Origin of the sequence: Beijerinckia sp. L45, assembly GCF_009765775.1 — a bacterium.
Taxonomy (GTDB): domain Bacteria; phylum Pseudomonadota; class Alphaproteobacteria; order Rhizobiales; family Beijerinckiaceae; genus RH-AL1.
In genome coordinates, this window is the sequence record NZ_LMUU01000065.1 from 10,551 (window position 1) to 34,583 (window position 24,033).

Consider the following 24,033-nt stretch of genomic DNA (forward strand, 5'->3'; position numbering starts at 1 on the left):
GCAGCGGCGCGGATCGCGACCTCGACCTTGTCGACCGACGGCACGACCCTGTGCATCACCGCGACCTCGACGACGGCGACCGCCTTCATGTCGATCGCCCGCATCATGACGGTAAACGTCGGGGCCAATGCCTGCGCCAAGCTGAACCTGGATACGTTCGAGATCGCCGTCGCGATCGACAATTCGGGATCCATGGCGAATTCTGCGCGCAACGGGCAGACCAAGATGCAGGCCGCGATCGTCGCGGCAAATCAATTGGTCTCCGCGATGAATCCCGCAGGGCAGACCTACAATTATGCGGGGTTCGCGATCGTCCCCTTTGCATCGACCGTCAATATCGGCTCCGGCAACGCCACGGCGTCCTTCATGGATACGCAGGGCGCCTCATCGATTCATTGGCAGAACTATCTGCGTCCGACGGGCGCGACCGTGCCGACCTCGCGCTTTGATATGTTCACCTCGATGAATGTCGCCTGGGGCGGCTGCGTCGAGGAGCGGCCTGCGCCCTATACCGTCAGCGACGATCCGGCGTCGACCAGCAAGCCGGATACGCTTTATGTCCCCTATCTCTATCCCGACGAGAACGACACCAACAAAGGCTCCTTGAACACCTACCTGCCCGATACCCAGTCTCCGTATTGTGCCGCCAACGACGTTTACGCCACTGCGGACGTCGCGTCCGGCACCGGCGACGGTCAGACCAAGCTTTGCAAGTACAGCGATCCCAAGATCAACACGGGCAGCAGCGGGTTCGGATCGGCATTTCCTTTGGGGCCAAATCTTCTGTGCTCGACCAAGGCGCTGACGCCGATGACCGCGACTACGTCCACCGTGACGGCTGCGATCAACGCGATGGTGGCGGGCGGCGATACCAATCTTCTGACCGGTGTCATGTGGGCTTGGCGTACGATCTCGCCGAACGGTCCGTTCAACGCGCAATCCGCGACGCCAGGCAGCGGACCGCAGAACGCGAAGGCCTACAATTATGTGGCGACCAACAAATCGAGCAATCACAAGATCCTGATTATTCTCACCGATGGGATGAACCACTGGTATGGTCAGGCGAGCGACGGCACGGTCACCGACCCGAACAAGTCATCCTATTCCGCTCTGGGGTTCTTCGCCAACAATCGCCTCGATTCGACCAGTGCAACCAACGCACGCGGTCTGATGGATGCCGCGACGCTTCAGGCCTGCCAGAACTTTGTCGCCAACAACACCGACACCAATCCGGCCGAGATCTACACCGTCGGTTTTACCGCGACCGACGGGATCGACGCGGATGGCCAAAAGCTGCTGGCGGGTTGCGCCACGCAGGACGGCGCCCACGCCTTCATCGCGGCCGATGGCACCCAGCTCGTCAGCGTCTTCGCGAAAATCGCCGCATCGCTGACGCAACCGCGTGTCTCGAAGTAGCCTAGAGCATCGGACGCAAAAGTTGCAGACTTTCGCGTGCGACCCGATGCTCTAAGTCTTTGGAAAGAGAGCGACGGCTTATCGCTTAACTGAGTCCGCTTAAGCGGCCGGCGCTCTAGAAGCAGATGATGCCGCTCTGGCCGGAGCCGGGCGATACCGGGCTCTGCAGCGTCACCTGGCCCGCTTCGCGCGGGATCGTGAAGGTCGTCTTTTCCATACCGTTGCTAAAGTAGTGCGCGGCCTGGCTGAAGATCGAGCTGTAGGTGTTATGCACGTCGGCGACGATGATATAGGTGGATTGGCCGGCGGCATAAGCGGCCTGGGTTGCCGAATCGCCCGGGATCATCGGCGCCGGAAAATTTGTTGCGGTGTCGGGCGTCGACGCAGGGACCTGGGTAAGGGGCGTCTTGCAGGCCCGTAACGGCCCGCCCTGCGTATAGGACCATCGCACCATCACATCGCAACAGGTGCCATCGCTCTTGGCTCTGATGTCGAGCGCCGAAACGGTCAAGCTCATCGCGCTTGTCGGAAACGGCGCCATGATGGCTTTCGCCGCGCTGAAAATCGTGCCGAGCGTCGCGGAAGTCGTCGGGCTCGTGGTCGGTTGCTGGCCCACCAGATCGGAGAGCGTGCGCGATACGAGATCGCCCTTGCGGCTGGCCATCACCGCGCGGGTCACGTCGACCGACCCGACATAGATGATCAGCATCACCGGCAGAATCATCGCGAATTCGACAGAGGCGATGCCGCGTGTGTTTCGCCAGATCCGCCGCAACGCTTGAGAGCGAAGATCCCTGCCGGAGAGGATCGGCTCCCGTTTCAGCATGACGGCGCCGGGGTAAAGCTGGTGCTCGGATAGGGCTCCGTCTGAAACACGGCGGTTCCCATCAGCAAATGCTTCCAACCGGGATTGCTGGGCACGTTGTTGACGAGGCCCGTTGTGATCTGGCCGAAAACGCCGGCCGAGATGGAGCCGAGAAGCGGCAGCATGACCGGCATCGGATAGACGACGCGCACGACCATGATCGCGGCGGGGCCGACGGGACAGAACTGTGTGGTCTTTGGATTGAGATAAAACGTGTCGGATGTATCGACGGCGCCGAACGTGCTAGCGGCGCGGACGTCGATGATCAGTTTGCTGCAGTCGATGAAGCTCGGCAGGACGCGTGGACCAGTTGCCGGGCAGAGATACGTGGTCCGGAATTGATCGGCCGTCGTGATATTGGCCTGTTGCGCCGCGCCGGTCATCATGTTGCGGGCGGCTTCTTGGGTCGCGGCGGCGAGACCTTCGTTCGTGAAAAAGACGAAGCCGACTTCGAAGGTCGCGAGCAGCAATCCGAGGAAGGGTATGGAGACCAGGCCGAACTCGACCGCGGTCGAGCCGCGCCGATCGCACTCGAACCGCCGAAAAAGACGGCGGAGCCGCGACAGCCCCCGAGGCCGGGTCACCTGCGCGCACGCGTCAATTCTTTTCAATAAAAAATCCGATTTCGGGCCGGCACACGGCTACGGCCCCACATCGAACGTTATGAAAGAAACCTTTATGCTGGCTTAAACCAATTGTTTAATTGTCGCGATCATGGCAGTGGCGCGCAGCATTATTCTGCTTTGCGCGCTGTCTTTTGTCTATTGGACGCGCTTTACAGTGATCGCGGTCACCATGCGTGCGGAACGCGCCGGGCGCAGATCGCCCTCGACGATCAGCTGAAACGGACCCTGCTTCTCGCTGAGGGCGGCGCCGTCCATCTTGTCCGCGAGGATCACCCGGTCCTTCCGCGTGATGGCGTCGGTGTCGGCGAGATCGATCACCACCTTGTAGCCGTCCTTGGCCTGCACCAGGAGGACGTCGCTGAGATCGGGGCCGTGGAGCGCCTTGCCGCTTGGAACGTGAATTTTCGCCAGCACGTCGGTCAGCAGCGCGCCCTCGTAGGTGTGCTTCATGTCGTGCTGGGTGACGTCGAGCGTGACATGTGGCAGGGCGTCGAGGTCGGCGATCGAAATCGTCGCCTGCTGGCCATCGAGGCCAGTCAAGGCGACTGTCGGGCCGGCCGTCTGCGCATCGACGGCGCCGGTGAGTGCGAGGACCAGGACGAGGGCGACGGGGCTTGCTTTCATCGATGTCTGTCTCGCGTTGCAGGGCAAGCCCCAAGCTTTATAGTCGAGGAGGAATAGCCGGAAGCGGCCGAAACCGCCAGTAGCCTCTCCGTGAAACCATCCGCCGCCGTTTGGCTGCCGGCAGCGCGTCCTCCCGTTTGCCCTGCACAATCCTTGCCTTAAGCCCGGGCGACCAAATATAGGCTGCACGACGAAAGCGCGTCGGAGCGCAGGAGATCCAGCATGGACATTGGTTTCATCGGCCTCGGAGCGATGGGCGCGGGCGTCGCCGGCAATCTCGTCAAGGCCGGCCATGCGGTAACGGTTTGGAACCGCACCGCAAGCAAGGCCGACGCGCTCGTCGCGGCCGGCGCCCGTCTCGCGGAAACGCCGAAGGCGGCCGCCACCGGCATGCACATCGTCTTCAGCATATTGGCCGATGATCCGGCGCTGCAGGCGGTGCTCGACGGCGGGGACGGCCTTCTGGCCGGCCTGCCGAAAGGCGCCCTGCACATCTCGCTCAGCACGATTTCGGTCGCGATGGCGGATCACGCCGCGAGGCTGCACCAGGACCACGGCCAGCGCTACATGTCGGCGCCGGTGTTTGGGCGTCCGGAAGCCGCTGCCGCCGGCAAGCTGTTCATCGTCGCCGCCGGCGCGACCGCCGATCTCGACGAAGCCGCACCGGTCTTCGCTGCGATCAGCCAAAAAGTGTTCCGTATCGGCGAAACGCCGTCGCATGCCAACCTCATTAAATTGTGCGGCAACTTCACCATTCTCGCCGCCATCGAGGCTATGGCCGAAGGCATGGCGCTGGCGGAAAAGGGCGGCGTGCCGAAAGCCAAGCTGCTGGAAGTGCTCACCGGCACGCTATTCGACTCGCCGGTCTACAAGAACTATGGCGCCGCTTTGGTCGAGGACCGCTTTACGCCGGCCGGCTTCAAGGCGCCGCTGGCCCTGAAGGACATGCGCCTCGTCGGCGAAGCCGCCGAAAAGAACCGGGTGGCGATGCCGTTGCTCAGCCTGTTGCGCGACCATCTCCTGGAGACGCTCGCCAAGGAAGGCGAGGACATCGACTGGTCCGGCATCGGCAGGACCGTGGCGCGGAACGCCGGGCTGTAACTCTCAACTGGCGGCCGGCGCCAGCCCACCCGCGAGGTCGGCCTCGATCTGCTCGAGGGTCCGGCCTTTCGTCTCCGGCACCAGAGCCCAGGCGAAGGCGAGGCCGGCGACGGTCAGCACGGCGAAGAGCAGGAACGTCCCGGCCGACCCGAGCAGCCGGATCAGATCGAGAAACACGACCGTCACGGCGAGGTTGGAGCCCCAGTTCGCCACCGTCGCGACGCTCATGCCCCGACCGCGGACCGCGAACGGAAAGATCTCCGAAATCAGCAGCCAGAAGATCGGGCCGAGGCCGATGGCGAAGCCGCCGACATACGCGGCGAGCGCGCCGGCGGTGACGAAGCCGAGGACCCGCGACTGGCCGCCGGCAAAGGCGCCGGCCAGGATCAGCAGGGTTACGCTCATGACGGCAAGCCCGATCAGCAGCAGCTTGCGGCGGCCGGCGTGATCCATCAGCCGGATCGCCAGAACCGTCATCACCACGTTGACGACGCCGATGCCGGCCGAGGCAAGGATGGCGGCGGAGGCCGAACCGAGGCCCGCCTGCTGAAAGATCGTCGGAGCGTAATAGATCACGGTGTTGATGCCGGTGATCTGCTGGAACACGGCCAGCCCGACGCCGATGATCAGCGGCTTGCGGGCGCCGCGGCGCCACAGCATCGACCACGCTGGCGCCTCGGCGTTTTCCGCCCGCAGGTCCTGCTGCAGTTCGGCCAATTCGGCCGAGACGTCGCCGGTGCCGCGCAGACTGTGCAGCGCCGCCTCCGCCTCGGCGGTGCGACCGCGACCAAGCAGCCAGCGCGGGCTCTCCGGCAGGAGCAACATGCCGAGACCCAGCACGACGCCGGGGATCAGGCCGACGCCGAGCATCCAGCGCCAGCCGTCGTGGACTTCGGCGAGGCCGTAATCCACGACGTAGGATGCGAGAATGCCGAAGGTGATGCAGAATTGGTTGAGCGAGACCACCGCGCCGCGATTGTCCGCGGGCGCCATCTCCGCGAGGTAAAGCGGCGTCAGCATCGAGGCGACGCCGATCGCCAGACCGACGATGGCCCGCGCCAGGATGAGAACCCATAGCGCCGACGCCAACGCCGAGAGCAACGCGCCCAGCGAAAACAGGATGGCCACCGCGATGATGACATGCTTGCGGCCAAAGCGGTCGGCGAGCGTGCCGCCGAAGGCCGCGCCGAGCGTGGCGCCGGCCAGAACGATGCCGGTCGTGATGCCCTGCATCGTCGGGGTGAGCGAAAAATCCTGCTTGATGAACAGCAGGGCGCCGGAAATGACCCCGGTATCATAGCCGAAGAGCAAACCGCCGAGCGAGGCGACGGCGGCGACATGGGTGAAGCGCATGCGAGGTCTCGGTCGAGGAGGTAAGACCCGGTAGCCTATGCCACAATGTTGGTAAAGCCGACGCGAGATCGGTCTCTCGTCGGATGCCGCGGCCTGCCGCTCAGGCGAGGCTACGCCACCGCGATTTCGGCACGATGCGCGTCATACTGACCGGCCAGCAAGCCAGCGATCGCATCCTCGGGAAGCGCCGGCGAGAACAGGTATCCTTGCAACTGATTGCACCCGGCGATCGCGAGAAACCGCATCTGATCGTGGGTCTCGACACCTTCTGCCGTGACGGTGAGGCCCATCGCACGGCCGAGCGCCACCACGGCCGCCACGATGGCGGTCGATTCCGTCCCTTCACCTATGTTTTTCGTGAACGACCGATCGATCTTGATCTTGTCGACCTGGAAACGGCGCAGGTGGCTCAAGCTGGAATAGCCGGTGCCGAAATCGTCCAGCGCGATGCGGAAGCCCGCGCTGCGTAACGCTTCCAGCGCGGTCTGACACTGTTCGCTGTCCTCGATCAGCACGGTCTCGGTGACTTCGAGTTCGATGCGCGTCGGATCGCAGCCAACGCTGCGGACGATCTCCGTCGTCCGTTCGGCAAGGCCGCTCGATCGGAACTGTATCGGCGAGAGATTGACCGCGATGAAAAGGTGCGGCCACCGCAGCGCGACACGCGCCGCCTCGGCGAGCACCCATTCGCTGATCTGGGTGATCAGTCCGCTTTCTTCCGCAATCGGAATGAACATGTCCGGCGCGATCGTGCCGCGCGTCGGATTGTTCCATCGCAGAAGCGCCTCGAGGCCGATGATCGCGCCGGTGTAGGCGCTCACTTCGGGCTGGTAATGAACCTGGAGTTCGTCGCCTCTGGCGAGGGCCGCGCGGAGTTCGTCCTCGACCGCCCGGCGAAACTTCACCGCCTCGTCCATCGACGGGACGAAATAGCGGTGGCAGTTCCGACCGGCCGCTTTGGCGCAATAGAGGGCGATATCCGCCTTTCGCATCAGCTCGCTGGGGTCGATCGCGGCGACCGGCGCCGAGGCGATCCCGATGCTGATGCCGACGTAGACATTGGTGCCGGCGAGATCGAAAGGGCGCTGGATCGCCGCGAAGATCCGCTGGCAGACCTTCTCGATGTTGTCGTCATGTTCGATGTCGCAGAGCAGGATGGTGAATTCGTCGCCGCCGAGACGTGCTACCGTATCCGTGGATTGCAGAATGCTCGCCAGGCGTAGCCCGAGTTCCTTGATCAGCATGTCCCCAGCGTGATGACCCAGGGTGTCGTTGACCTGCTTGAACCGGTCGAGATCGAGGGTGAGGACAGCCAGCATCGCGCCACGCCGCGCCCGGGCCCGGGCCCGCTCAAGGCGATCGGCGAGGAGCGCGCGGTTGGGGAGCCCCGTCAACATGTCATGGAGTGCCAGGTGTTGCGCCTGAGCTTCGCTGGTTTGCAGGTCCGCCACGGTGGACTCGAGCGCCCGGACCGAGTTCCAGAGCCATCGGGCCAGCAGCAGAAGCGCCAGGATCAACGCGCTGACGCTCGCGATCGTGATCGGCACCAGCACCCGCATCATCTTGGTGCCCGGCAGGTCGGGCTGCCACATGAAATAGCCATGCTGCCCGCCGGCTTCGTCCACAAGCGGCACCAGGTGTTCGCCGCCAACGGGATCCGCGACCGATGAATAGCGCATGCCATCGATCATGTTGCGATGCGCGACCTGGTGGAGATAGCGGCCGTCCAGGAACACGACCACGACCATGATAAAGGCACTGCCCGGCCGCTCGACGACGTCGTGTTTCGGCGCGCTGATCTTCATGACACTGATTGCGGCGGGACGACCGAAAAGCGCAGCGACTTCCGAAACATGGACCGTCTCTGGCCGGGTGCGGGCGGTGAAGTCGGGCCCAGGGGTGCCCAGGCTTGTTCTGCTATGGCGTGCGTTCGGCAGGGGACTTCGACCCCGCTCGCGATCGATCAGCGCCGCCAAGACCGGTTGCGCCTTGCGGAATGCCCCCATCGGATCGGGCGCGCCTTCCACGGCCGCATAGACGGGGACATCGTTGGCGTCGAGGATGTAGACCTGATCATGGCCGAACATCTGGTTCAGCCAACCGCCGACATTCTCGTCGAGCCAAGCGGAATCCGGATGATCCTTGGCCAACTCGCGGACCAGGGGCGCACATTGCGCGGCGCTTTGCTGCTCGTAAGCGAGATCGTCGACTGCAGCCGCGATGGCCCGCCGCATCTTCTCTTCTTGCTTGGCGATCGCAAAGTGGTTGCTTTCTTGCGTCATCCACCAGAGGCCGGCGCCGGCGATCACGATCGCGACCAAGGCAACCACGCCGATCGGCAGCATCACCTGCCGTGCGAAGCGCCAGCGCAAGGATGCGATATTTCCTATTGCGCGAAGCATCGCCGGGCCTTTGCGGAGGAATCGCCGTATGATCGTCGGCCCGCGGTCAAGGCGCGCGGCTTCTGCCGCCCCGGCGCTGCCCCGTATATGCAAGTAAAAGATATGGGTATACGCATGCAGTACTTCGATGTTGGCGACGCAATGCTATCTGCCCACACATCGAATTAACAAAATGAAAACATTACTAGGTAACTGGGCCATCTATAGCCTGAGTATCAGCCGCCGCGTCCGGGTCGACGGCGGAGCCGCCGCGGCTATGACGGGGTCATCAGCCAGCACGGCGTCGCCGACGCCTGAACCTCCTCCCTTCGCGCGGCCGACGCCCTCAACATCGCCCTAGCCCAGCGCGTCGGCGCGAGCTTGCCGACCTTCGACATCAGCTGGCGGCATCGGCCCGAGCGCAGGCTCGACGTGGCCGCCGCCTAACCCTCGCCCGACGCCACCTGCGTCTCCAGTCCGGCCAGCAGGATGCACAGCGCGATGCCTTCCGACGCCGCCTTGACCTCGGCAAGCGTCGGGAACGTCGGGGCGAGGCGCAGCGTGCGGTCGTGTGGATCGGTGGTATGCGGCCAGGTGGCGCCGGCCGGCGTCAGGCCGACGCCTGCCTCTTTCGCCAGGGCCACGATGCGCGTCGCCGTGCCGTCGGTGGCGTCGACGCTGACAAAATAGCCGCCCTCCGGCCGCGACCAGGTCGCCACGCCGGTGCCGCCGAGACGCGCCTCAAGCGCGGCGATCACCGCGTCGAATTTTGGCGCGATCAGCGCCCGGTGACCGTCCATGTGGCGCTGCAGCCCGGCATCGTCACGCAGAAAGCGGACGTGACGGATCTGGTTCAGCTTGTCCGGGCCGATCGTCCGCTTGGAGGCGCGGGCAAGATACCATTTCACGTTGGCTGGCGACGAGGCGAAGAAAGCGAGGCCGGCGCCGGCCAAGGTGATTTTGGACGTCGAGCCATAGATGAAGGCGCGGTCGGGGTGCCCGGCCTCGGCGCAGGCCTCCAAAATGCTCGCCACCTGGTGCCGCTTTTCGGTGAGGTGGTGTACTGCATAGGCGTCGTCCCAGAACAGCCGGAAATCCGGCGCGCCCGTCGTCATCGCCGCGAGGCGGCGCGCCGTTTCGGGCGAATACACGTCGCCCGACGGGTTGGAATATTTCGGCACGCACCACATGCCCTTGACGTCGGGGTCCTTGGCCAGCGCCTCGACGGCGTCCATGTCCGGCCCGTCGCCGGTCATCGCCACCGGCAGCATGCGGAAACCGAACTCTTCCAGAATCGCGAAGTGCCGGTCGTAGCCGGGCACCGGGCAGATGAAGGCGGGCGACGCCGTCTTCGACCACGGCGCCGCGCCGCCGCCGACCCCCTTCAGCAGCGCCCAGACGATCGTGTCGTGCATCAGGGCAAGGCTGGAATTGTCGCCGATGACGACCTGCTCCGGCGGCGCGCCGAGCATCGTCGAGAACAGGCCGCGCGCCTCGGCGATGCCCTGCTGGCCGCCGTAGTTGCGGCCGTCCTCGTTCGCCTCGGTGCGAAAATCGCCATTGCCCGGCAGCGCCAGCATGCCGTTGGCGAGATCGAGCTGATCCGGCGCCGGTTTTCCGCGCGTCATGTCGAGTTTCAGCCCGCGCGCCTGGAACGCCGCGTAATCCGCGCGGACGCGCGTGAGCAGGGCGTGGCGGTCTTCTGCGGACATGTCGGCAAGAGCGGTCATTTCTAGAAACTCGGTTTCGCGGTCTGGATTGATGCGCGTCGTCATAAAGCGCCCGACACGATCCGTGAAGGTGTTTCAGGCGAGCCCCGCCCAGGTCGCGAACAGCCCCGGCCAGGCGCTCGCCTCGCTGCCCGGCCTACCGATGTTGAAGCCGTGGCGGCCGCCCTGAAAGATGTGCATCGCCGCCGGCACCGCCGCCTGACGCAGCGCCGCGAACATCAGCAGGCTGTTGTCGACCGGGGCGATCGGATCGTCGACGGCTTGCGCCAGAAAGGTTGGTGGCGTCTGCGGGGTCACCAGCCGCTCGACGGAGAGCGCCGCACGCTGCTCCGGCGTCGGCGCGTCGCCGAGCAGCGTCTTGGTCGAAATTTTGGTGATGAAGGGCGGGATCATCGTCAGCACGGGGTAGATCAGCCCGGCGAAATCGGGGCGCGCCGATAAGGCGTCGGCCCCGTCGATCTTGGGGTACAGCGCGGACGACGGTTGCACCGCGGTCATCCCCGCGAGATGCCCGCCGGCGGAGAAGCCGATGATGCCCACGCGGCCGGGATCGTAGCCCAAAACCCCGGCGCGGGCGCGGATCAGCCGCATCGCCCGCTGCGCGTCCTGGAACGGCGCCGCCTGCGCCCAGCCGCTGTTGGGCAGCCGATAGTAGAGCACGAAGGTGGTGACCCCGAGCGCCGTCAGCAGGCGCGCCGTCGGCACGCTTTCGCGGCCGATCCCGATGCGGCGATAGCCGCCGCCGCCGAGGATCAGCACCGCCGCGCCCTTGGACTGCAGCGGCCGCCGCATCACCATGCGCGGCGCGAGAATGTTGGAATAGGCCCCGTCCGGGTTGACCACCTCGGGGCCGGCGGGACCGGGGCCGCCGGGCGGATCGCCCGGCCACAGCGCGATCGTCTCGCTGACCTCGTCCGCCCGCGCAAAATTTGCTGCCGTGGCGAGCGCCGCGGCGCCCAGAACGAAACTGCGTCGAGGAAACATGTCTGCTGAGCCTTTTCCCGGGACGATGCAGGTCACTTGGCGGATCGGCCCTGATCAAGACGAAGCGAATTTGACATGCCGGCGATCCGTGGCTTGCCATACAAACGGCCGACCATCGCCTTCAGGCGCCAACGCAAGGATCGCTCCAATGTTTCGCCATCTGACCCGATCGAAAGCCCTGCCCGCCGCGAGCGTCCTGGCCTTTGCCCTTGGCGCCGCGGCGTTCGGGGCTGTGGCGGTCGGCGCCCTCGCCGTCGGCCGCCTGGCGATCGGCCGCATGGCGGTCAAAACCATCCGCATCGGCACCTTGGAGGTCGACGACCTCACCGTGCGCCGCCTGCGCGTCCTCGACAACTAGACCTTGTCGAGCCCGTAGAGCGTGTGCAGCGTGCGCACAGCGAGCTCGGTATAGGCCGCCTCGATCAACACGGAAAACTTGATCTCCGACGTGGTGATCGCGCGGATGTTGATGCCTTTTTCCGACAGCGCCTTGAAGGCGCGGGCCGCGACGCCCGCGTGCGAGCGCATGCCGACGCCGATCGCCGACACTTTGACCACGTCCGTCGAGCCTTCCAGCACGGCGAAGCCGATCTTGTCCTTCAGCCCCTCCAGCACCGCGCAGGCGCGGTCGAAATCCGCCGCCGTCGTGGTAAATGTCATGTCGGTGGTCGACTTGTCGTCCGACACCGTCTGGATGATCATGTCGACGTTGATGTTGGCGTCCGCCAGCGGCATGAAAATGCCGGCGGCGACGCCGGGCGCATCGGCGAGCCGGCGCAGCGTGATCTGCGCCTCGTCGCGCGAGAAGGCGATGCCGGTGACGACGGGCTGTTCCACGATATCTTCCTCTTCGCAAATCAGGGTGCCGGGACGGGGATTTTCCGGATCATCGAAACTGGAGCGCACGAAGGTCGGCACCTTGTGGACCATGGCGAGCTCGACGGAGCGCACCTGCAGCACTTTCGCGCCGAGCGAGGCCATTTCCAGCATCTCTTCGAAGGCGATGCGGTCGAGCCGCCTGGCCTTGGGCACGATGCGCGGATCGGTCGTGTAGACCCCGTCGACGTCGGTGTAGATGTCGCAACGGTCGGCCTTTAGCGCCGCCGCGATGGCGACGGCCGAGGTGTCCGAGCCGCCGCGGCCGAGCGTGGCGATGCGGTTGGTCGGCCCGTGCACGCCCTGAAACCCGGCGATGACAGCGACCTCGCGGTTTTTCGCGAAGGATTCCAAAATGGCGCCGCCATGAATCTCTTCGATCCGCGCCGCGCCATGCGCGTCCGACGTCTTGATCGCGACCTGCCAGCCCTGCCAGGAGCGGGCGGGAATGCCGATCGTGTGCAGCGCCAGCGCCAGCAGGCCGGCCGTGACCTGCTCGCCGGAGGCCACGACCGCATCGTATTCGCGGGCGTCGTAAAGCGGCGAGGCGTCCTTGCACCAGGCGACCAGCTCGTTGGTCTTGCCCGACATCGCGGAGACCACCACTGCCACCTCGTGGCCGGCATCGACCTCGCGCTTGACGTGGCGGGCGACGTTGCGGATGCGGTCGATATCAGCGACGGACGTGCCGCCGAACTTCATGACAAGACGGGCCATTTTTTGACGCAGGGTGCTCGGGAGGGGTGTAGGGCGCGCATACATGACGGCGTGGGCCCGCTTCGTCAATCGCGGGGTCAATCCGCGCCTGCGCCGCAGGCGCGGGGGACCATGCGCAGCATGGTGGAGGGGGCACCACCCTGTGTCCCCAAAGACACGAATGCGAAAGCGAAGCCCGCATTTCTGCGTCACTCCGCGTCACACGTCACGATTTTCGGCCCTCCCGCGATCCAGACGCACCCCGCCAGCATGCGCGCCGCGCCCGGCCTGATCAAGGGCGCCGCCGGGACCCATCTGCGCAAATGGACACCCGCACGCCGACGGCCGGTCTTACCCTACCCCACGCCGTCCCGGCGTGGGGTAGGGGGACCATGCGAAGCATGGTGGAGGGGGCGCGGGTTGCCCCCATGAAGCGATCCCGCCCACGATCAGCTTGCGTCACGCCGCGCCCCCTCCACCGCCTTCGGCGGTCCCCCTCCCCCGCGTTGCGGGTGAGGATAAGCCCGCTGCTTGCGGTGTAAACTGCCCAGGCCGCCGCTCTCACCGATGTAAGATCGGCCATAAACGCGACCGCCGCTATAGCCACAACCCATTGATATGAAACAGTAAACGAGCATTCTAAAAGCCGGTTCGTAACACGGACGGTGCGGAATGATCGGTCCTTTTGAACGCTGGTACCGCCTCGTCCCGCGCGGCGGTGTCGGCCTCGTCTGTGACGAGGCAGGCGTCGCCCTCGGGGCCGTGGATCTCGCACCCGCGCATCGCGACGCTGGCGGCGTCTATCGCTGCGAAGTGCGCTCTGAGGCCGAGGTGGGCCGCGTCCTGACGCTGGCCTATGGTCCTCAGGCGGATGCGATGGTTGCGCGCCTCCACCGCGGTCTGCGACGGGCGGCCGGATGGATCGAAGCCAGCGACCTCTGCCTCGCCAGCCTCAAGACGGTCCTGCTCCGGCTTCCGGATCTGACCCCCGAAGGCATGGCCAAGCTTGTCGAAAACGCCGAGCTCGAGAAGGGCGGAACGGCCTGGCAAGACTAGCCGAGACGCTCGGGCGGGGAGGCAGGCGGCGGCCAATGGACGTCGGGCGTTGTACAGGCCGCGAAAATTCCTTCGCTAAAGCCGAGAAAACCGTCAGTGGGCGCAGACGTTACGACATTTCCTATTCTCCCAGATCCGAAATAACGAGTAACAGTCGAGACTATGATAGTACGCCGCCTCGGACATACAAGATTCCGGACATGCGTATACGCGATATAACGTACGATTGGTCACTGACGGAAAAGAAGATCTCAGATGAGCAAATTCGCGGCTTCTTTGCCGCTGACTCGAGGCCCGCCGCGATCGTTATTATTCGCCCTTCGCGCCTCGGGGGCAGTTACCTACTGGTACGTCCAAAATGATCTGCGAATTGGGAGCTGAGCATGGCACAAGCCTACGCACCACCGATTTGGGAAGAGGTCGGCGAGATCAGAGACCTCATGGATTGGATGATGCTTGCCTCACCAAAGTTCCTTGACAGAACTGGATTTTTCCCAGGAAGGAACATTGACACCGTCTTCTATGAGCTTGACCATATCCTGCAAGCCACGCGTGCAAAGCTGGGCGAAAACCTGTACCGCGCCTTGATCGACTTATCGCGTCAGATGCGAGCTTACCTCGAAGCCGATCCCGAGAGACAAACGGACAGTTACCGGAAGGGTCAAGACATCCTTCAAATCATGTGGGATTTGCTGGATGCGAATATGCGCCAGCAGCGCTCGAGACGGTTGTGATCAGCAGAGAAACCCACAATCCGCGGTCGGGTTGACGCTACGACGTCGAAGGCGCCGGTATCGCCTCGTCCCGCGCGGGGATGCGGGTCTCGTCTGCCCCCCGCTCTTCCAGTTCGCCGTCTAAGAGGTAATTCATGATCAGACCCTACACCCCGCTGATTGTGGACAACATCGGCGACATCAGCGATCTCCTAGATTGGATGATGCTAGAATCGCCTGCGCTAATTGACAGGACCGGCTATTTTCCTGGCAAAACCCTCAATACTGTTTTCTATAGTTTGAACGAGAGCTTGGCTCAGGTTCGAGGGAATCTCGGCGATCAATCTTATTTGCAATTGCTCGACATGTCGCACCATATGCGTGCGCACTTCGAGGCTGATCCGCACAACAAGACCGACGATACGCTCAAGGGTCGCGGGCTGATCAACGAAATGTTGGCCGTGTTGAAGCAAGCTGCGTTAAAGCGTTAGCCTTTGCTCATGCCTATCGCTCGCGGGGGCTTTAGCGGCCGAGGATAGGTAGCGAAGACGAACTCATCGACGATATCTCTGAGGTGTTGATCCCTGCTATTCTCAATTGTCGAAAGGCCTCGTCGCCCAAGCCGGCGCCCGATCTTCGTCTACGCGAGCCAACAGGCTGTGCCGGCTTGACAGAGGACTGCAAGAAAACGTTTTGAAGCGAAGGCGCGGAACTAAGGAATCCTGCTTGGGCCCGAAGTCCCTCACGCATCACCCACAAGGACACCCCCATGGCCACCCCCACCCCGGGCGCCTTCCAGCGCGATACGATCGACGACGTCGATCTCGCCAAGTACGATGCGCTCGGCGCCGAGTGGTGGAATCCGCAAGGGCCGATGGCGCCGCTGCACAAGTTCAACCCCGTGCGCGTGGCCTACATCCGTGATCTGCTGGCCGGCAAGACGCCGGCCTCCACGGACACGCCGCTGGCGGGCCAAAGGATTCTCGACATCGGGTCGGGCGGCGGGATTTTGTCCGAGAGCTTGGCGCGGCTCGGGGCCAGCATGGTCGGCATCGACCCCGCGCCCAACAATATCGCCGTCGCCGCCCGGCACGCCGCGACGGAAAACCTCGCCATCGACTACCGCTGCACCACGGTCGAGACTCTCGCGCAGGAGAGCCAAAAATTCGATGCGGTGCTGGTGATGGAGGTGGTCGAGCACGTCCGCGACGTCCCCGGCTTTTTGCGCGATGCCGCGTCCCTGGTGCGGCCGGGCGGGCTGATCGTGGGGGCCACGCTGAACCGCACGCTGAAGAGCTATGCGCTGGCCATCGTCGGGGCCGAATACGTGCTGGGCTGGCTGCCGCGCGGCACCCACAACTGGCAGCAGTTCGTGACGCCAGCCGAGTTCAAGGGCCATTTTCGTCGCGCCGGGCTCACCCAGGTGGCCGAGGCCGGGGTGACCTACAACCCGCTGACCGCGCGCTGGGCGCTGTCGCGCGACATGGGCGTGAACTACATGGTCGCCGCCCGCCGCCCGGCGTGAGCGAGGCTTGTTTGCCGGCGAACCCCGTGCTAGTGCCACCGCACCACTGCGGGTCCGCCCGCCGGCCGGAGAGGTGGCAGAGTGGTCGAATGCACCGCACTCGAAATGCGGCATAGGTGCAAGCTTATCGGGGGTTCGAATCCCTCCCTCTCCGCCATACTACGCCCCTAGGCCGCTGTTGCAGCACGAAAAGACGTGGGCGTTGCGCAACGGGCCGGAGCCTTTTCCACAAACGGTGCAGACTTTCGTGGTCGAGAAAGTGCTTTGATGTCTTGAAAGCGCGCCAGGCGTTGCTTGCTGGACCTGGCGCGAGCGGCGCTCGATCTCATGCTGCCTGCATGGTCGCCGGAGCCAATCCTGCGAGGCGCATGGCTTCCGCCTCGTCATTATGGAAAAACGTCAGCAGGACGTAGCGTCTGCCCTTCGTCACGGGCATGGCTTCGTGGAGCAGCGACGCTGAAAAGATGATGCCGGCGCCACTGTCCGGCCTGTAGCTGTGATTGTTGTATTCGGGGAAGCTCAGGTGGCCGCCTTCGTACTCTCCCGCATTGAGGTTGACCGAAAGAGCGAATTGCCGGAATGCGACGCTGGCCGCAACGTTGTCGCGATGACGCTTGAAGAAGCCGCCTGTGTCGTCATAGCGGGCGATCAGGATCCGATCGGTGTGGCTGGCATCGAACTGGTAGGCCTTCTTCATCTCGGGCACGCAGCGGCGCGCCAAGGCCTCGGCGACCTGAGAATGGATCGGGCTGCCGCGTTGGAGGATGCAGTCCTGCCGGCGCTTGTTGTCGGCGTCGATCTTTTGAATCGGGTTTCCGAACGGATCGACGCTCGCTATGACGCCTGGCGTGGGCGATCCGTTTTCGAAATGGGCGATCAGGGTTCGGCAGAAGGCCGTGCCGAAAATGTTGGGGACAGACAGAACGGGAGCGGGCAGGGCAATGAAACGCGCCTCTTCGGTCGGGACCGTTGTGAGACACGCGACCGCCGCCGCTAGCCAATCCGACGTCGCGGCAGGATTGAATTGAGCCATGATGCGCTGATTGCGGTCGATAATGAAGGCCCACGGACCCTTTTCATCGAAGCCGCAGCGTTCGAAATAGTCCTTGAGGCAGTAGATCACCTTCACGCCGGCAATCGGCGTGTCGTCATGCGCCAAGGCCGACGCGTTCTCGCCATCCACCATCAGCAACACGTCGGTGGATAGCGACGAAAAAACGTCCGCATGATCGCCTAAAGCGTGAAGCGTGGCACGGACTGATGATGGCGGAAGCGATCCGCCGAGGATGACGACAGCGGTTCGCCCCGCCTGCCCTTCGAACGAATAAAACCTCTTGTCCTTATCCATGCCATAGCATGGTGGGGCGTATTCCCCAGTCCGAAGAGAAAGAGGCCTCGAGCGATCACTGACCATATTGCACCCCACATCTGTCTTTCCAAGCGTATGAAGCAATATCGTCTGGCTTTGCCAGGCCGCGCGAGCGTCGCTATTGCCGCGATCCGCATCAGGACTGAAGACTGCCCGGCAGTCCGTGCTTGGATACATCTTGTTGCCATTTGAATTATGGTGCCGGCATTAAAAAATCCCTAAATGGGCGAGGGTAACATTCCCACATTTTTGTGAAGTTGGTTTGGATACAGACCGCTTCCGCCGTCGTGACAGCCCCCTCCTAAGAGGCAGCATGGACGGTTTGGATGACGGCAAGAGCGGCGCAAAATGTCGCTGCCAGCACACCGACCCGCCACCTTCAAGAAAACGTGTGGGATTAATACCCACCTCTTTGAAATTTGTTTACCGTCTCTGCCTAAGAACCGAAGCCGACAGACGTTGGTTTCTACACAACAGTCGAGCGCTATCCGTCCGCGGTCAACCGAGAGGTCGTCGGTCCAATCTTCTTCGGAAATCTGCATTTGCGCGTATTTTACAGGAGTTACTAATACACTACTAATACCCATGGTCGACACAATACTGTTTGTTAAGGCTACTACCTCAGCAAAAAGTCATCTCGTGACATATCTATGTCAGCTCGTCTATGTCTCTTCGAAATATCAGAACACAACATCTAAAGCTTTGCTGCCGTTTAGTGGGAGCGGGAAAACGAAGACAGCACACGGCCGACCTGTAATTAAGGCGAAATCATGCAACGTCTCTTCATTCATTGTGGCCTGCATAAAACCGGCACAACCGCGATCCAGATCGCATTCGCCGCGCGCCGTGCGACGAAGCCGTCAGAAGGCGACATATTCTATCCCAAAGCGGGTTGCCCGCTTGGTGCGTCCGGCCACCATAATATCGCATGGCAGAGCACGGGCGATTGGCGATTCGAGCCCAACGGCGGAACGCTTGACACCTTAAAGGCGGAAATTGGCAGCGCTGGCGGCGACGTCTTGATCTCGAGCGAAGACTTCGAAAGCATATTGTGTCGCGATGATCTGATCCGGATCATCAGTGAGTTCGCCAAAGCGGTCGGTCGGCAGCCCGTTTTCATCGTTTATCTGCGAAATCAGCTCGCCTATGCCGATTCGCTCTACCGCACCCTGGTGAGGCACGGGTTCAATGAAGAGTTCGGACAGTTCGCTGAGCGCGCAGCGGCGCATGGCCATGTCGCATTGTGCGACTGGGTCTTTCACTTCGACTACGCCCGCGCTCTGTCACGTCTGTCTCGCTGCGAAAACGCCGTGACCGTGGTCCGGAGTTACGATGCCCTTGGCACCACGTCGGCCGTCGTGGACCTCGCTCAGGTGGTAGGGCTCGAAACCATCGCGATACAAAACCGCGCCGTAGACAATCGCGCCGCGGCGAAGCCGGCTTTGGCTGACTCGCTCAGGCATTTCTGCGCCAACCGATGGAGACGGCCGACGACTATCCTCGAGGATGCGGTCATCGAGATGCTGGTCGGATCGGCAAGGGGCCTGCCGATCGCGGCCGGAGCCGGCATCGCCGATAAATTTGCCGTCGCCTTCTCAGGGGCCAACCACGCGCTGTGTGAAAATTTCGGTATCGCGCCCCACGGTTTGCGTTCCGGGGCTCCGGGCTTCGACGCAGCTCCGCTCTTGATGGAACGGGTTTTCTCCGAACGAACAGTGACGATGATTGCCGCACTGGCGTCGTCGAACCCGTCGAATCACTTTGGTCATCTCGACTTCGACGGCGGTCCCGCGGCTTGGTGGAGAGAGCCGTCCGTCTGCACGCCGATGGCGGCATGAGCCGATCATCGATCGCCTGTCCGGGCCTTGTCGATCGCATGGACGGGATGGGGGCGGTGGCGGTATAGCCGTCTCGACCGTGTGACCGGAAAGGCCAAAATGTCCGACTTCGAACTTTATTACTGGTCCGTGCCGTTCCGCGGCCAATTCGTGCGGGCCGTGCTGGCCTTTGCCGGCAAGACCTGGAGCGAGGCGGGCGATGCCGCGATCGCGGCGGCGATGAGCGGGCCGGTCGCGGCCATGCCGGTGCCGTTCATGGGGCCGCCGCTGCTGATCGACAAGAAGGCGGACGTCGCCATCGCCCAGATGCCGGCCATTCTGTTCTATCTCGGCGAGACACTCGACCTCATGCCGGCCACCCCGGCGCTGCGTGCCCTCACCGTCAAAACCATCAACGACGCCAACGACGTCATCGACGAGATCACCTTGGATGGCGGTCGCGCGATGTGGACGGCCGAGAGCTGGGAGGCCTTCGTCCCGCGCCTGCAGAAATGGATGACGATCTGGGAGGAGACCGGGCGGCGCCATGGCCTGACGGAGGCCGGCTTCCTGCTCGGCGGCAAGGACCCGGGCCTCGCCGACGTCGTGACCGCCACGCTGTGGTCGACGATGACCGAGCGCTTTCCAAAGCTCGCGGCGATGCTGGACGAGGTCGCGCCGCTCACGGCGGCGTTGTCGCGACGGATGTCAGCGCTGCCGCAACTGGCCAAGCTGGCGGCCAAGGCACGCCGCGATTACGGCGACGCCTATTGCGGCGGCGAGATCGGCGCCTCGCTGCAGAAGGTTTTGGGCGCCTAGAATCTTCGGTCGCTGATCAGCCGCTTGCGGGCATAGCGACCGAAACGAGGGCGCCTTCGATCGCGTCCAGGAACAGGCGCGGGTTCTGCAGCTGCGGGACGTGGGCGCAGCCCGGCAACAGCGTGAACGTGGCATCGGGCAGCAGCGACGCGAGCTCGCGCGCCATCGCCGGCGGCGTCGCCTCGTCCTGTTCGCCGGCCAGCACCAGCACCGGCATCGTCACGCCGCCGAGGGCAGGCCTGAGGTCGAGGCCGGCCAGCGCCTGACACGCCGCCTGGAACACGCCGATGTCGGTGCGCAAAAAGGCCGCCCGGCGTTCCGCCATGAGATCGGGATTGGCGGCCTGGAAGTCGGCGGCGAAGAGCCGGCGCATGGCGGTCTCCTCGATCGCCTGCAGGCCCTTCTGTGCCGCCGCATTCGCCATGTTGCGAAACGCCTGGCGCCCCGGCTCGGAAAACGCCGCGCCGCAGTCCGCCAGGATGAGCCGCGCCGGCAGGTCCGGATGCAAAATCGCCAGCTGCAGCGCGAGAAAACCGCCAAAGCCGTTGCCGAGGATCATCGGTTTCGCCGCGCCCGCGACCTGCCTGATGGCGTCGGCGAGCCGTTCGGCGAAATCGGCCAGGCCGCCCGTCATCGGCGAGGAGCCGCCGAAGCCCGGAAGATCGATCGTGATCACGCGGAATTGCGCCGAGAGGGCGTCGACGATGCGATCGAAGCTGCCGCGATCGGCGAGGAGCGAGTGCAGCAGGACGAGGGGATAGCCCTCGCCACGCTGCGTCGCGGTGATCGTGCCGCCCTTGACCGGAATGTCCATGCGCATCGCTTCCTTCACCAAAAATCTGCCGCCGCAACGAGGCCGCGCGTGTCGAGACCCCCGGTTTGGCCCGTTTGACAACGCAAATCAAGGGTGTCATGAAATTTCACGACGAACCGGTTTCGTCACAGGATCGATCCCGCCGTGCTGCTCAGAGACGACATTTACGGGAGCGTTCGCTCCGATATCCTGGCCTGCCGCCTGGCGCCTGGCGAAGAGATGCGCGAGCAGGATCTCGCGGCAAAATACAACGTCAGCCGCGCGCCGATCCGCGACGCGCTGCTGCGTTTGGAGCGCGAGCACCTCGTCACGGTGAACGCGCGGCAAGGCTCGCGGGTCAATCCCATCTCGCTCTCGGATGCCAACGAGATTTTCCAGATGCGGTCGGTTCTGGAGCCGGCCTGCGCGTCAGCAGCGGCGGAGAACGCCGGCCTTGATATTTTACAAAGCCTGGACATCTATCGTACGTTCGAAGCAGGCAGCGAGTTCATCGCCTATAACAGGGCGTTCCATGCGGCGATCGCCGAGGCGTCCGGCAACCGCCGGATGGCGCGCACCACGACCGAATTGCTCGACCAGTCCGAGCGGCTGGTTCGGGTCAGTCTGGCCGGGATCAAGGGCCGCGATCCGGCCCAGCTCGTTGCCGAACACAACGCGTTAATCGACGCGATCCAGAGCCGCAATGCCCGCGGCGCCGTTCGCATCGCCCGCGACCACGTGTCGAAGGCGCAACGTCGCGTCCTCTCCGCCCTGGCGTTCAGCGCCGTCGTCTCTTGAAGGAGTTGCAATCTTGAACGTTCTTGAAAAGCCCCTCGCGAAGATCGAAATCCACGGCAATTTCGTCGACGGTCGTGAGATCGAAGCCGGTTCCGGCGAGACGATCGACGTCCGCAATCCCGCCACCGGCGCCGTCATCGCCACGATCCCGAATTCGGGTGCGGCCGATGTCGACGTCGCGATGAAGAGCGCGCGCAAAGCGTTCGAAAGCCGCGAATGGGGCGGTCTCAGCGTGCGCGAACGCTCGCGGCTCATCAACCGCCTCGCCGACGCGTTCGAAGCCAATCTCGACAGCCTCTACAAGCTCGAGACGATGAACAACGGTCGCCCGATCAACGAGACGCGGGCGCAGATCGGCCGCCTGCCCGACTTCTTCCGCTATTTCGCCGGCGTCGCGCTCGCACGGCGCGACGACGTAATCCCCGTCGAAGGCGCCTACCTCAATTATACGTTGCGCACGCCGATCGGCGTCGTCGCCAATTGCACGCCGTTCAACCATCCGCTGATGATCATGTGCAAGTCGCTGGCGCCGGTCCTGGCGTCGGGCTGCACGACGGTCGTCAAGCCGTCGGAATACACGCCGCTGACGACGCTGAAGCTCGCTCAGATCTTCAGCGAGGCCGGCTTGCCCAACGGCGTCTTCAACATCGTGCTGGGCTATGGCGCCACGACCGGCAAGGCGCTGTCGGAGCACCCCGACATCAACAAGCTCGTGCTCACTGGCGGCACCGAGGCCGGGCGGATCGCGGGCTCTGCCGCCTCCCGCGTCTTCGCCCATCAGACGATGGAGCTCGGCGGCAAGACGCCGGTGATGGTGTTCGACGATTTCGATGTCGATCAGGCCGTGAATTACGCCGCTTTCGGCGCCTTCATCGGCGCGGGCCAGACCTGCGTCTGCGCGGCGCGCCACATCGTGCAGGAGACGATCTACGACGAGTTCGTCGAAAAGCTCGCCCGCAAGGCGGCGACGATCCGCATCGGCGATCCCTTCGATCCTGCGACGCAGCTTGGCCCGGTCATCTCGGCGAAGCAGCGCAATCGCGTGCTCGACTATGCCCGCTACGGTCATGACGAGGGCGCGCGTCACATGCACGGTGGTGTGGTGGCAAACGTTCCCGGCTTCGAGGAAGGCTATTTCGTCGAGCCGACCATTTTTGCCGACGTCCGCTCCGACATGCGCATCTTCCAGGAAGAGGTGTTCGGCCCGTTCACGGTGATCACGCCGTTCAAGGACGAGGCGGATGCGCTGCGTCTCGCCAATGATTCCCCCTTCGGCCTCGCCGCCGCGGTGCGCACCCGCGACGTCTCCCGCGCCCATCGCGTCGCCGCGAAGGTCAAGGCCGGCATCGTCTGGATCAACGATCATCATCGCCTCGATCCCGCCTCGCCCTGGGGTGGCGTCGGCGAAAGCGGCATCGGGCGTGAATGCGGTCTCGAAAGCTTTAACGACCACTTCGATACCAAGAGCATCATGCTGCCGACCGAGGACAAGCCGTTCGACTGGTACGAGAACACGGGCGGGCAGCGCCGTTTGAACTGACGCCCACAACGCACACTCTGGCGACAAGCCCACGCAGATGGGCGGTCAGCAGGATTTCCGCTTGGGAGGATTGAAGGTCATGGCATCGATGGTGAACGCAGGAGGACGCCTCGATCGTCTGCCGATCAGTCCGTTCCATTACAGGATCATGTGGCTGATCGGCGTCGGCATGTTCTTCGACGGCTTCGACATCTACGTCGCGGGCACGGTCCTCGCGACGACACTGCGGAGCGGCTTTTCCACGCTCCCGCAGAATGCGCTCTTCATCTCCATGACCTTCGTCGGCATGATGATCGGATCGTTCCTCACGGGCTTTTTGGGCGATCGGTTCGGCCGGCGCTTCACCTACCAGGCGAACCTGCTGCTCTTCGGCCTTGCGTCGCTCGCCGCGGCCTTCGCGCCGAACATGACGGTCCTCATCATGCTTCGCTTTCTCATCGGCATCGGCCTCGGCGCGGAGAACGTGGTGGGGTATTCGACGCTGACCGAGTTCATCCCGGCGCGGTCGCGCGGCCGCTGGCTTGGGTTCATGGCGGTCTTTGTCGTGACCGGTCTGCCGATGGCGTCGCTGGTCGGCTATTTCATCATCCCCGCGTTCGGCTGGCGGGCCATGTTCCTTGTCGGCGGGCTCGGCGGGCTCGTCGTCTGGTACATGCGCAAGAGCCTGCCGGAATCGCCGCGCTGGCTGGAATCCGTCGGCCGCGGGGCGGAAGCCGATGCGCTTCTGATCGACATCGAACGCGACGCCGCCGCCAAGTCCGGACCGCTTCCGGAGCCGGCGCCGTCCGTGACGGTGACGCAGTCGTCGGACCTCGGCGTCCTGTTCAAGCCGCCATTCCTGATGCGGCTGATCGTCGGCTGCATCTGCCTGATCGTCATCAACACGCTGCTCTACGGTTTCGTCACCTGGCTTCCGACCTTCTTCGTGAAGCAGGGCTTTACTGTCGCCAA

The 24,033-nt window shown here is 63.9% G+C and carries 22 protein-coding genes and 1 tRNA gene; 13 read left to right on the forward strand and 10 right to left on the reverse strand.

Annotated features, from left to right (window positions below; genetic code table 11):
* Positions 1-1,416 (forward strand): hypothetical protein (locus GSQ79_RS06725; RefSeq protein WP_158807957.1); only part of this gene is annotated, 1,416 nt, incomplete at its 5' end.
* Positions 1,417-1,531: 115 nt separating this feature from the next.
* On the opposite strand, the gene GSQ79_RS06730 is transcribed toward GSQ79_RS06725, so the two are convergent.
* The 3 genes from GSQ79_RS06730 to GSQ79_RS06740 form a co-directional block, all read right to left on the reverse strand.
* Positions 1,532-2,242: a TadE/TadG family type IV pilus assembly protein gene (locus GSQ79_RS06730; protein WP_158807958.1), complete on the reverse strand. Its 711-nt coding sequence runs from the start codon at positions 2,240-2,242 to the stop codon at positions 1,532-1,534.
* A complete protein-coding gene (locus GSQ79_RS06735; protein WP_158807959.1) occupies positions 2,236-2,892 on the reverse strand; it encodes a TadE/TadG family type IV pilus assembly protein in 657 nt (218 codons plus the stop codon). The genes GSQ79_RS06730 and GSQ79_RS06735 overlap by 7 nt, the downstream gene beginning before the upstream one ends.
* 150 nt (positions 2,893-3,042) lie before the next feature.
* Positions 3,043-3,531, reverse strand: a complete 489-nt coding sequence (locus GSQ79_RS06740) for a molybdopterin-dependent oxidoreductase (RefSeq protein WP_158807960.1) — start codon at positions 3,529-3,531, stop codon at positions 3,043-3,045.
* Between the two features lie 222 nt (positions 3,532-3,753).
* Between GSQ79_RS06740 and GSQ79_RS06745 the strand changes: the two genes are divergently transcribed.
* Positions 3,754-4,632 carry an NAD(P)-dependent oxidoreductase gene (locus GSQ79_RS06745; RefSeq protein ID WP_158807961.1) on the forward strand — a complete coding sequence of 293 codons (879 nt, stop codon included), beginning with the start codon at positions 3,754-3,756 and terminating at the stop codon, positions 4,630-4,632.
* A gap of 3 nt (positions 4,633-4,635) precedes the next feature.
* Here GSQ79_RS06745 and GSQ79_RS06750 read toward each other — a convergent pair whose 3' ends face one another.
* From GSQ79_RS06750 to GSQ79_RS06765, 4 genes are all read right to left on the reverse strand, one after another.
* Complete coding sequence (locus GSQ79_RS06750; protein ID WP_158807962.1) at positions 4,636-5,985, reverse strand: sugar porter family MFS transporter; 1,350 nt, start codon at positions 5,983-5,985, stop codon at positions 4,636-4,638.
* 110 nt (positions 5,986-6,095) lie between these two features.
* The gene (locus GSQ79_RS06755; RefSeq protein ID WP_158807963.1) at positions 6,096-8,357 is read right to left on the reverse strand and encodes a bifunctional diguanylate cyclase/phosphodiesterase; all 2,262 of its coding nucleotides are present in this window, start codon (positions 8,355-8,357) and stop codon (positions 6,096-6,098) included.
* A gap of 452 nt (positions 8,358-8,809) precedes the next feature.
* Positions 8,810-10,096, reverse strand: coding sequence for an aminotransferase class I/II-fold pyridoxal phosphate-dependent enzyme (locus tag GSQ79_RS06760; protein WP_158807964.1), 1,287 nt, complete (start codon positions 10,094-10,096; stop codon positions 8,810-8,812).
* Positions 10,097-10,171: 75 nt separating this feature from the next.
* Entirely contained in the window at positions 10,172-11,080 is a 909-nt protein-coding gene (locus GSQ79_RS06765; RefSeq protein WP_158807965.1) for an alpha/beta hydrolase, read from the reverse strand.
* A 148-nt stretch (positions 11,081-11,228) separates the two neighbouring features.
* Here GSQ79_RS06765 and GSQ79_RS06770 point away from each other — a divergent pair, with 148 nt between their 5' ends.
* Positions 11,229-11,438, forward strand: coding sequence for a hypothetical protein (locus GSQ79_RS06770; protein WP_158807966.1), 210 nt, complete (start codon positions 11,229-11,231; stop codon positions 11,436-11,438).
* Here the strand turns inward: GSQ79_RS06770 and GSQ79_RS06775 are convergent.
* A complete protein-coding gene (locus tag GSQ79_RS06775; RefSeq protein ID WP_158807967.1) occupies positions 11,435-12,673 on the reverse strand; it encodes an aspartate kinase in 1,239 nt (412 codons plus the stop codon). The two genes, GSQ79_RS06770 and GSQ79_RS06775, sit on opposite strands and share 4 nt — an antisense overlap.
* 651 nt (positions 12,674-13,324) lie before the next feature.
* On the opposite strand from GSQ79_RS06775, the gene GSQ79_RS06780 reads away from it, so the two are divergent.
* From GSQ79_RS06780 to GSQ79_RS06800, 5 genes are all read left to right on the forward strand, one after another.
* Positions 13,325-13,708: a hypothetical protein gene (locus tag GSQ79_RS06780; protein WP_158807968.1), complete on the forward strand. Its 384-nt coding sequence runs from the start codon at positions 13,325-13,327 to the stop codon at positions 13,706-13,708.
* Positions 13,709-14,091: 383 nt separating this feature from the next.
* On the forward strand, positions 14,092-14,442 hold the full coding sequence (locus tag GSQ79_RS06785) for a hypothetical protein (protein ID WP_210253024.1): 351 nt from the start codon (positions 14,092-14,094) through the stop codon (positions 14,440-14,442).
* A gap of 134 nt (positions 14,443-14,576) precedes the next feature.
* On the forward strand, positions 14,577-14,912 hold the full coding sequence (locus GSQ79_RS06790) for a hypothetical protein (RefSeq protein WP_158807969.1): 336 nt from the start codon (positions 14,577-14,579) through the stop codon (positions 14,910-14,912).
* Between the two features lie 278 nt (positions 14,913-15,190).
* Positions 15,191-15,946, forward strand: a complete 756-nt coding sequence (gene ubiG / locus GSQ79_RS06795; RefSeq protein ID WP_158807970.1) for a bifunctional 2-polyprenyl-6-hydroxyphenol methylase/3-demethylubiquinol 3-O-methyltransferase UbiG — start codon at positions 15,191-15,193, stop codon at positions 15,944-15,946.
* A gap of 67 nt (positions 15,947-16,013) precedes the next feature.
* A tRNA-Ser gene (locus tag GSQ79_RS06800) sits at positions 16,014-16,103 on the forward strand.
* Positions 16,104-16,271: 168 nt separating this feature from the next.
* Here GSQ79_RS06800 and GSQ79_RS06805 read toward each other — a convergent pair.
* Complete coding sequence (locus tag GSQ79_RS06805) at positions 16,272-17,294, reverse strand: 2OG-Fe(II) oxygenase (RefSeq protein ID WP_158807971.1); 1,023 nt, start codon at positions 17,292-17,294, stop codon at positions 16,272-16,274.
* Between the two features lie 791 nt (positions 17,295-18,085).
* Between GSQ79_RS06805 and GSQ79_RS06810 the strand changes: the two genes are divergently transcribed.
* Both GSQ79_RS06810 and GSQ79_RS06815 read left to right on the forward strand, forming a co-directional pair.
* Complete coding sequence (locus GSQ79_RS06810; protein ID WP_158807972.1) at positions 18,086-19,153, forward strand: hypothetical protein; 1,068 nt, start codon at positions 18,086-18,088, stop codon at positions 19,151-19,153.
* 99 nt (positions 19,154-19,252) lie between these two features.
* On the forward strand, positions 19,253-19,951 hold the full coding sequence (locus GSQ79_RS06815; protein WP_158807973.1) for a glutathione S-transferase: 699 nt from the start codon (positions 19,253-19,255) through the stop codon (positions 19,949-19,951).
* 16 nt (positions 19,952-19,967) lie between these two features.
* On the opposite strand, the gene GSQ79_RS06820 is transcribed toward GSQ79_RS06815, so the two are convergent.
* Positions 19,968-20,765: an alpha/beta fold hydrolase gene (locus GSQ79_RS06820; protein WP_158807974.1), complete on the reverse strand. Its 798-nt coding sequence runs from the start codon at positions 20,763-20,765 to the stop codon at positions 19,968-19,970.
* Positions 20,766-20,909: 144 nt separating this feature from the next.
* Here GSQ79_RS06820 and GSQ79_RS06825 point away from each other — a divergent pair, with 144 nt between their 5' ends.
* The 3 genes from GSQ79_RS06825 to GSQ79_RS06835 all read left to right on the forward strand — a co-directional run.
* Positions 20,910-21,542: a GntR family transcriptional regulator gene (locus tag GSQ79_RS06825; RefSeq protein WP_158807975.1), complete on the forward strand. Its 633-nt coding sequence runs from the start codon at positions 20,910-20,912 to the stop codon at positions 21,540-21,542.
* A gap of 13 nt (positions 21,543-21,555) precedes the next feature.
* On the forward strand, positions 21,556-23,082 hold the full coding sequence (locus tag GSQ79_RS06830; protein ID WP_158807976.1) for an aldehyde dehydrogenase: 1,527 nt from the start codon (positions 21,556-21,558) through the stop codon (positions 23,080-23,082).
* 79 nt (positions 23,083-23,161) lie between these two features.
* The coding region (locus tag GSQ79_RS06835) for an MFS transporter (RefSeq protein ID WP_158807977.1) at positions 23,162-24,033 on the forward strand (872 nt) is incomplete at its 3' end.

Excerpts from the sequence above, each read along its gene's own strand:
- GSQ79_RS06730 (WP_158807958.1), bottom strand. The coding sequence starts at position 2,242 with ATGCTGAAACGGGAGCCGATCCTCTCCGGCAGGGATCTTCGCTCTCAA.
- GSQ79_RS06740 (WP_158807960.1), bottom strand. The coding sequence starts at position 3,531 with ATGAAAGCAAGCCCCGTCGCCCTCGTCCTGGTCCTCGCACTCACCGGC.
- GSQ79_RS06745 (WP_158807961.1), top strand. The coding sequence starts at position 3,754 with ATGGACATTGGTTTCATCGGCCTCGGAGCGATGGGCGCGGGCGTCGCC.
- GSQ79_RS06750 (WP_158807962.1), bottom strand. The coding sequence starts at position 5,985 with ATGCGCTTCACCCATGTCGCCGCCGTCGCCTCGCTCGGCGGTTTGCTC.
- GSQ79_RS06760 (WP_158807964.1), bottom strand. The coding sequence starts at position 10,096 with ATGACCGCTCTTGCCGACATGTCCGCAGAAGACCGCCACGCCCTGCTC.
- GSQ79_RS06765 (WP_158807965.1), bottom strand. The coding sequence starts at position 11,080 with ATGTTTCCTCGACGCAGTTTCGTTCTGGGCGCCGCGGCGCTCGCCACG.
- GSQ79_RS06770 (WP_158807966.1), top strand. The coding sequence starts at position 11,229 with ATGTTTCGCCATCTGACCCGATCGAAAGCCCTGCCCGCCGCGAGCGTC.
- GSQ79_RS06775 (WP_158807967.1), bottom strand. The coding sequence starts at position 12,673 with ATGGCCCGTCTTGTCATGAAGTTCGGCGGCACGTCCGTCGCTGATATC.
- GSQ79_RS06780 (WP_158807968.1), top strand. The coding sequence starts at position 13,325 with ATGATCGGTCCTTTTGAACGCTGGTACCGCCTCGTCCCGCGCGGCGGT.
- GSQ79_RS06785 (WP_210253024.1), top strand. The coding sequence starts at position 14,092 with ATGGCACAAGCCTACGCACCACCGATTTGGGAAGAGGTCGGCGAGATC.
- GSQ79_RS06790 (WP_158807969.1), top strand. The coding sequence starts at position 14,577 with ATGATCAGACCCTACACCCCGCTGATTGTGGACAACATCGGCGACATC.
- ubiG (WP_158807970.1), top strand. The coding sequence starts at position 15,191 with ATGGCCACCCCCACCCCGGGCGCCTTCCAGCGCGATACGATCGACGAC.
- GSQ79_RS06805 (WP_158807971.1), bottom strand. The coding sequence starts at position 17,294 with ATGGATAAGGACAAGAGGTTTTATTCGTTCGAAGGGCAGGCGGGGCGA.
- GSQ79_RS06810 (WP_158807972.1), top strand. The coding sequence starts at position 18,086 with ATGCAACGTCTCTTCATTCATTGTGGCCTGCATAAAACCGGCACAACC.
- GSQ79_RS06815 (WP_158807973.1), top strand. The coding sequence starts at position 19,253 with ATGTCCGACTTCGAACTTTATTACTGGTCCGTGCCGTTCCGCGGCCAA.
- GSQ79_RS06820 (WP_158807974.1), bottom strand. The coding sequence starts at position 20,765 with ATGGACATTCCGGTCAAGGGCGGCACGATCACCGCGACGCAGCGTGGC.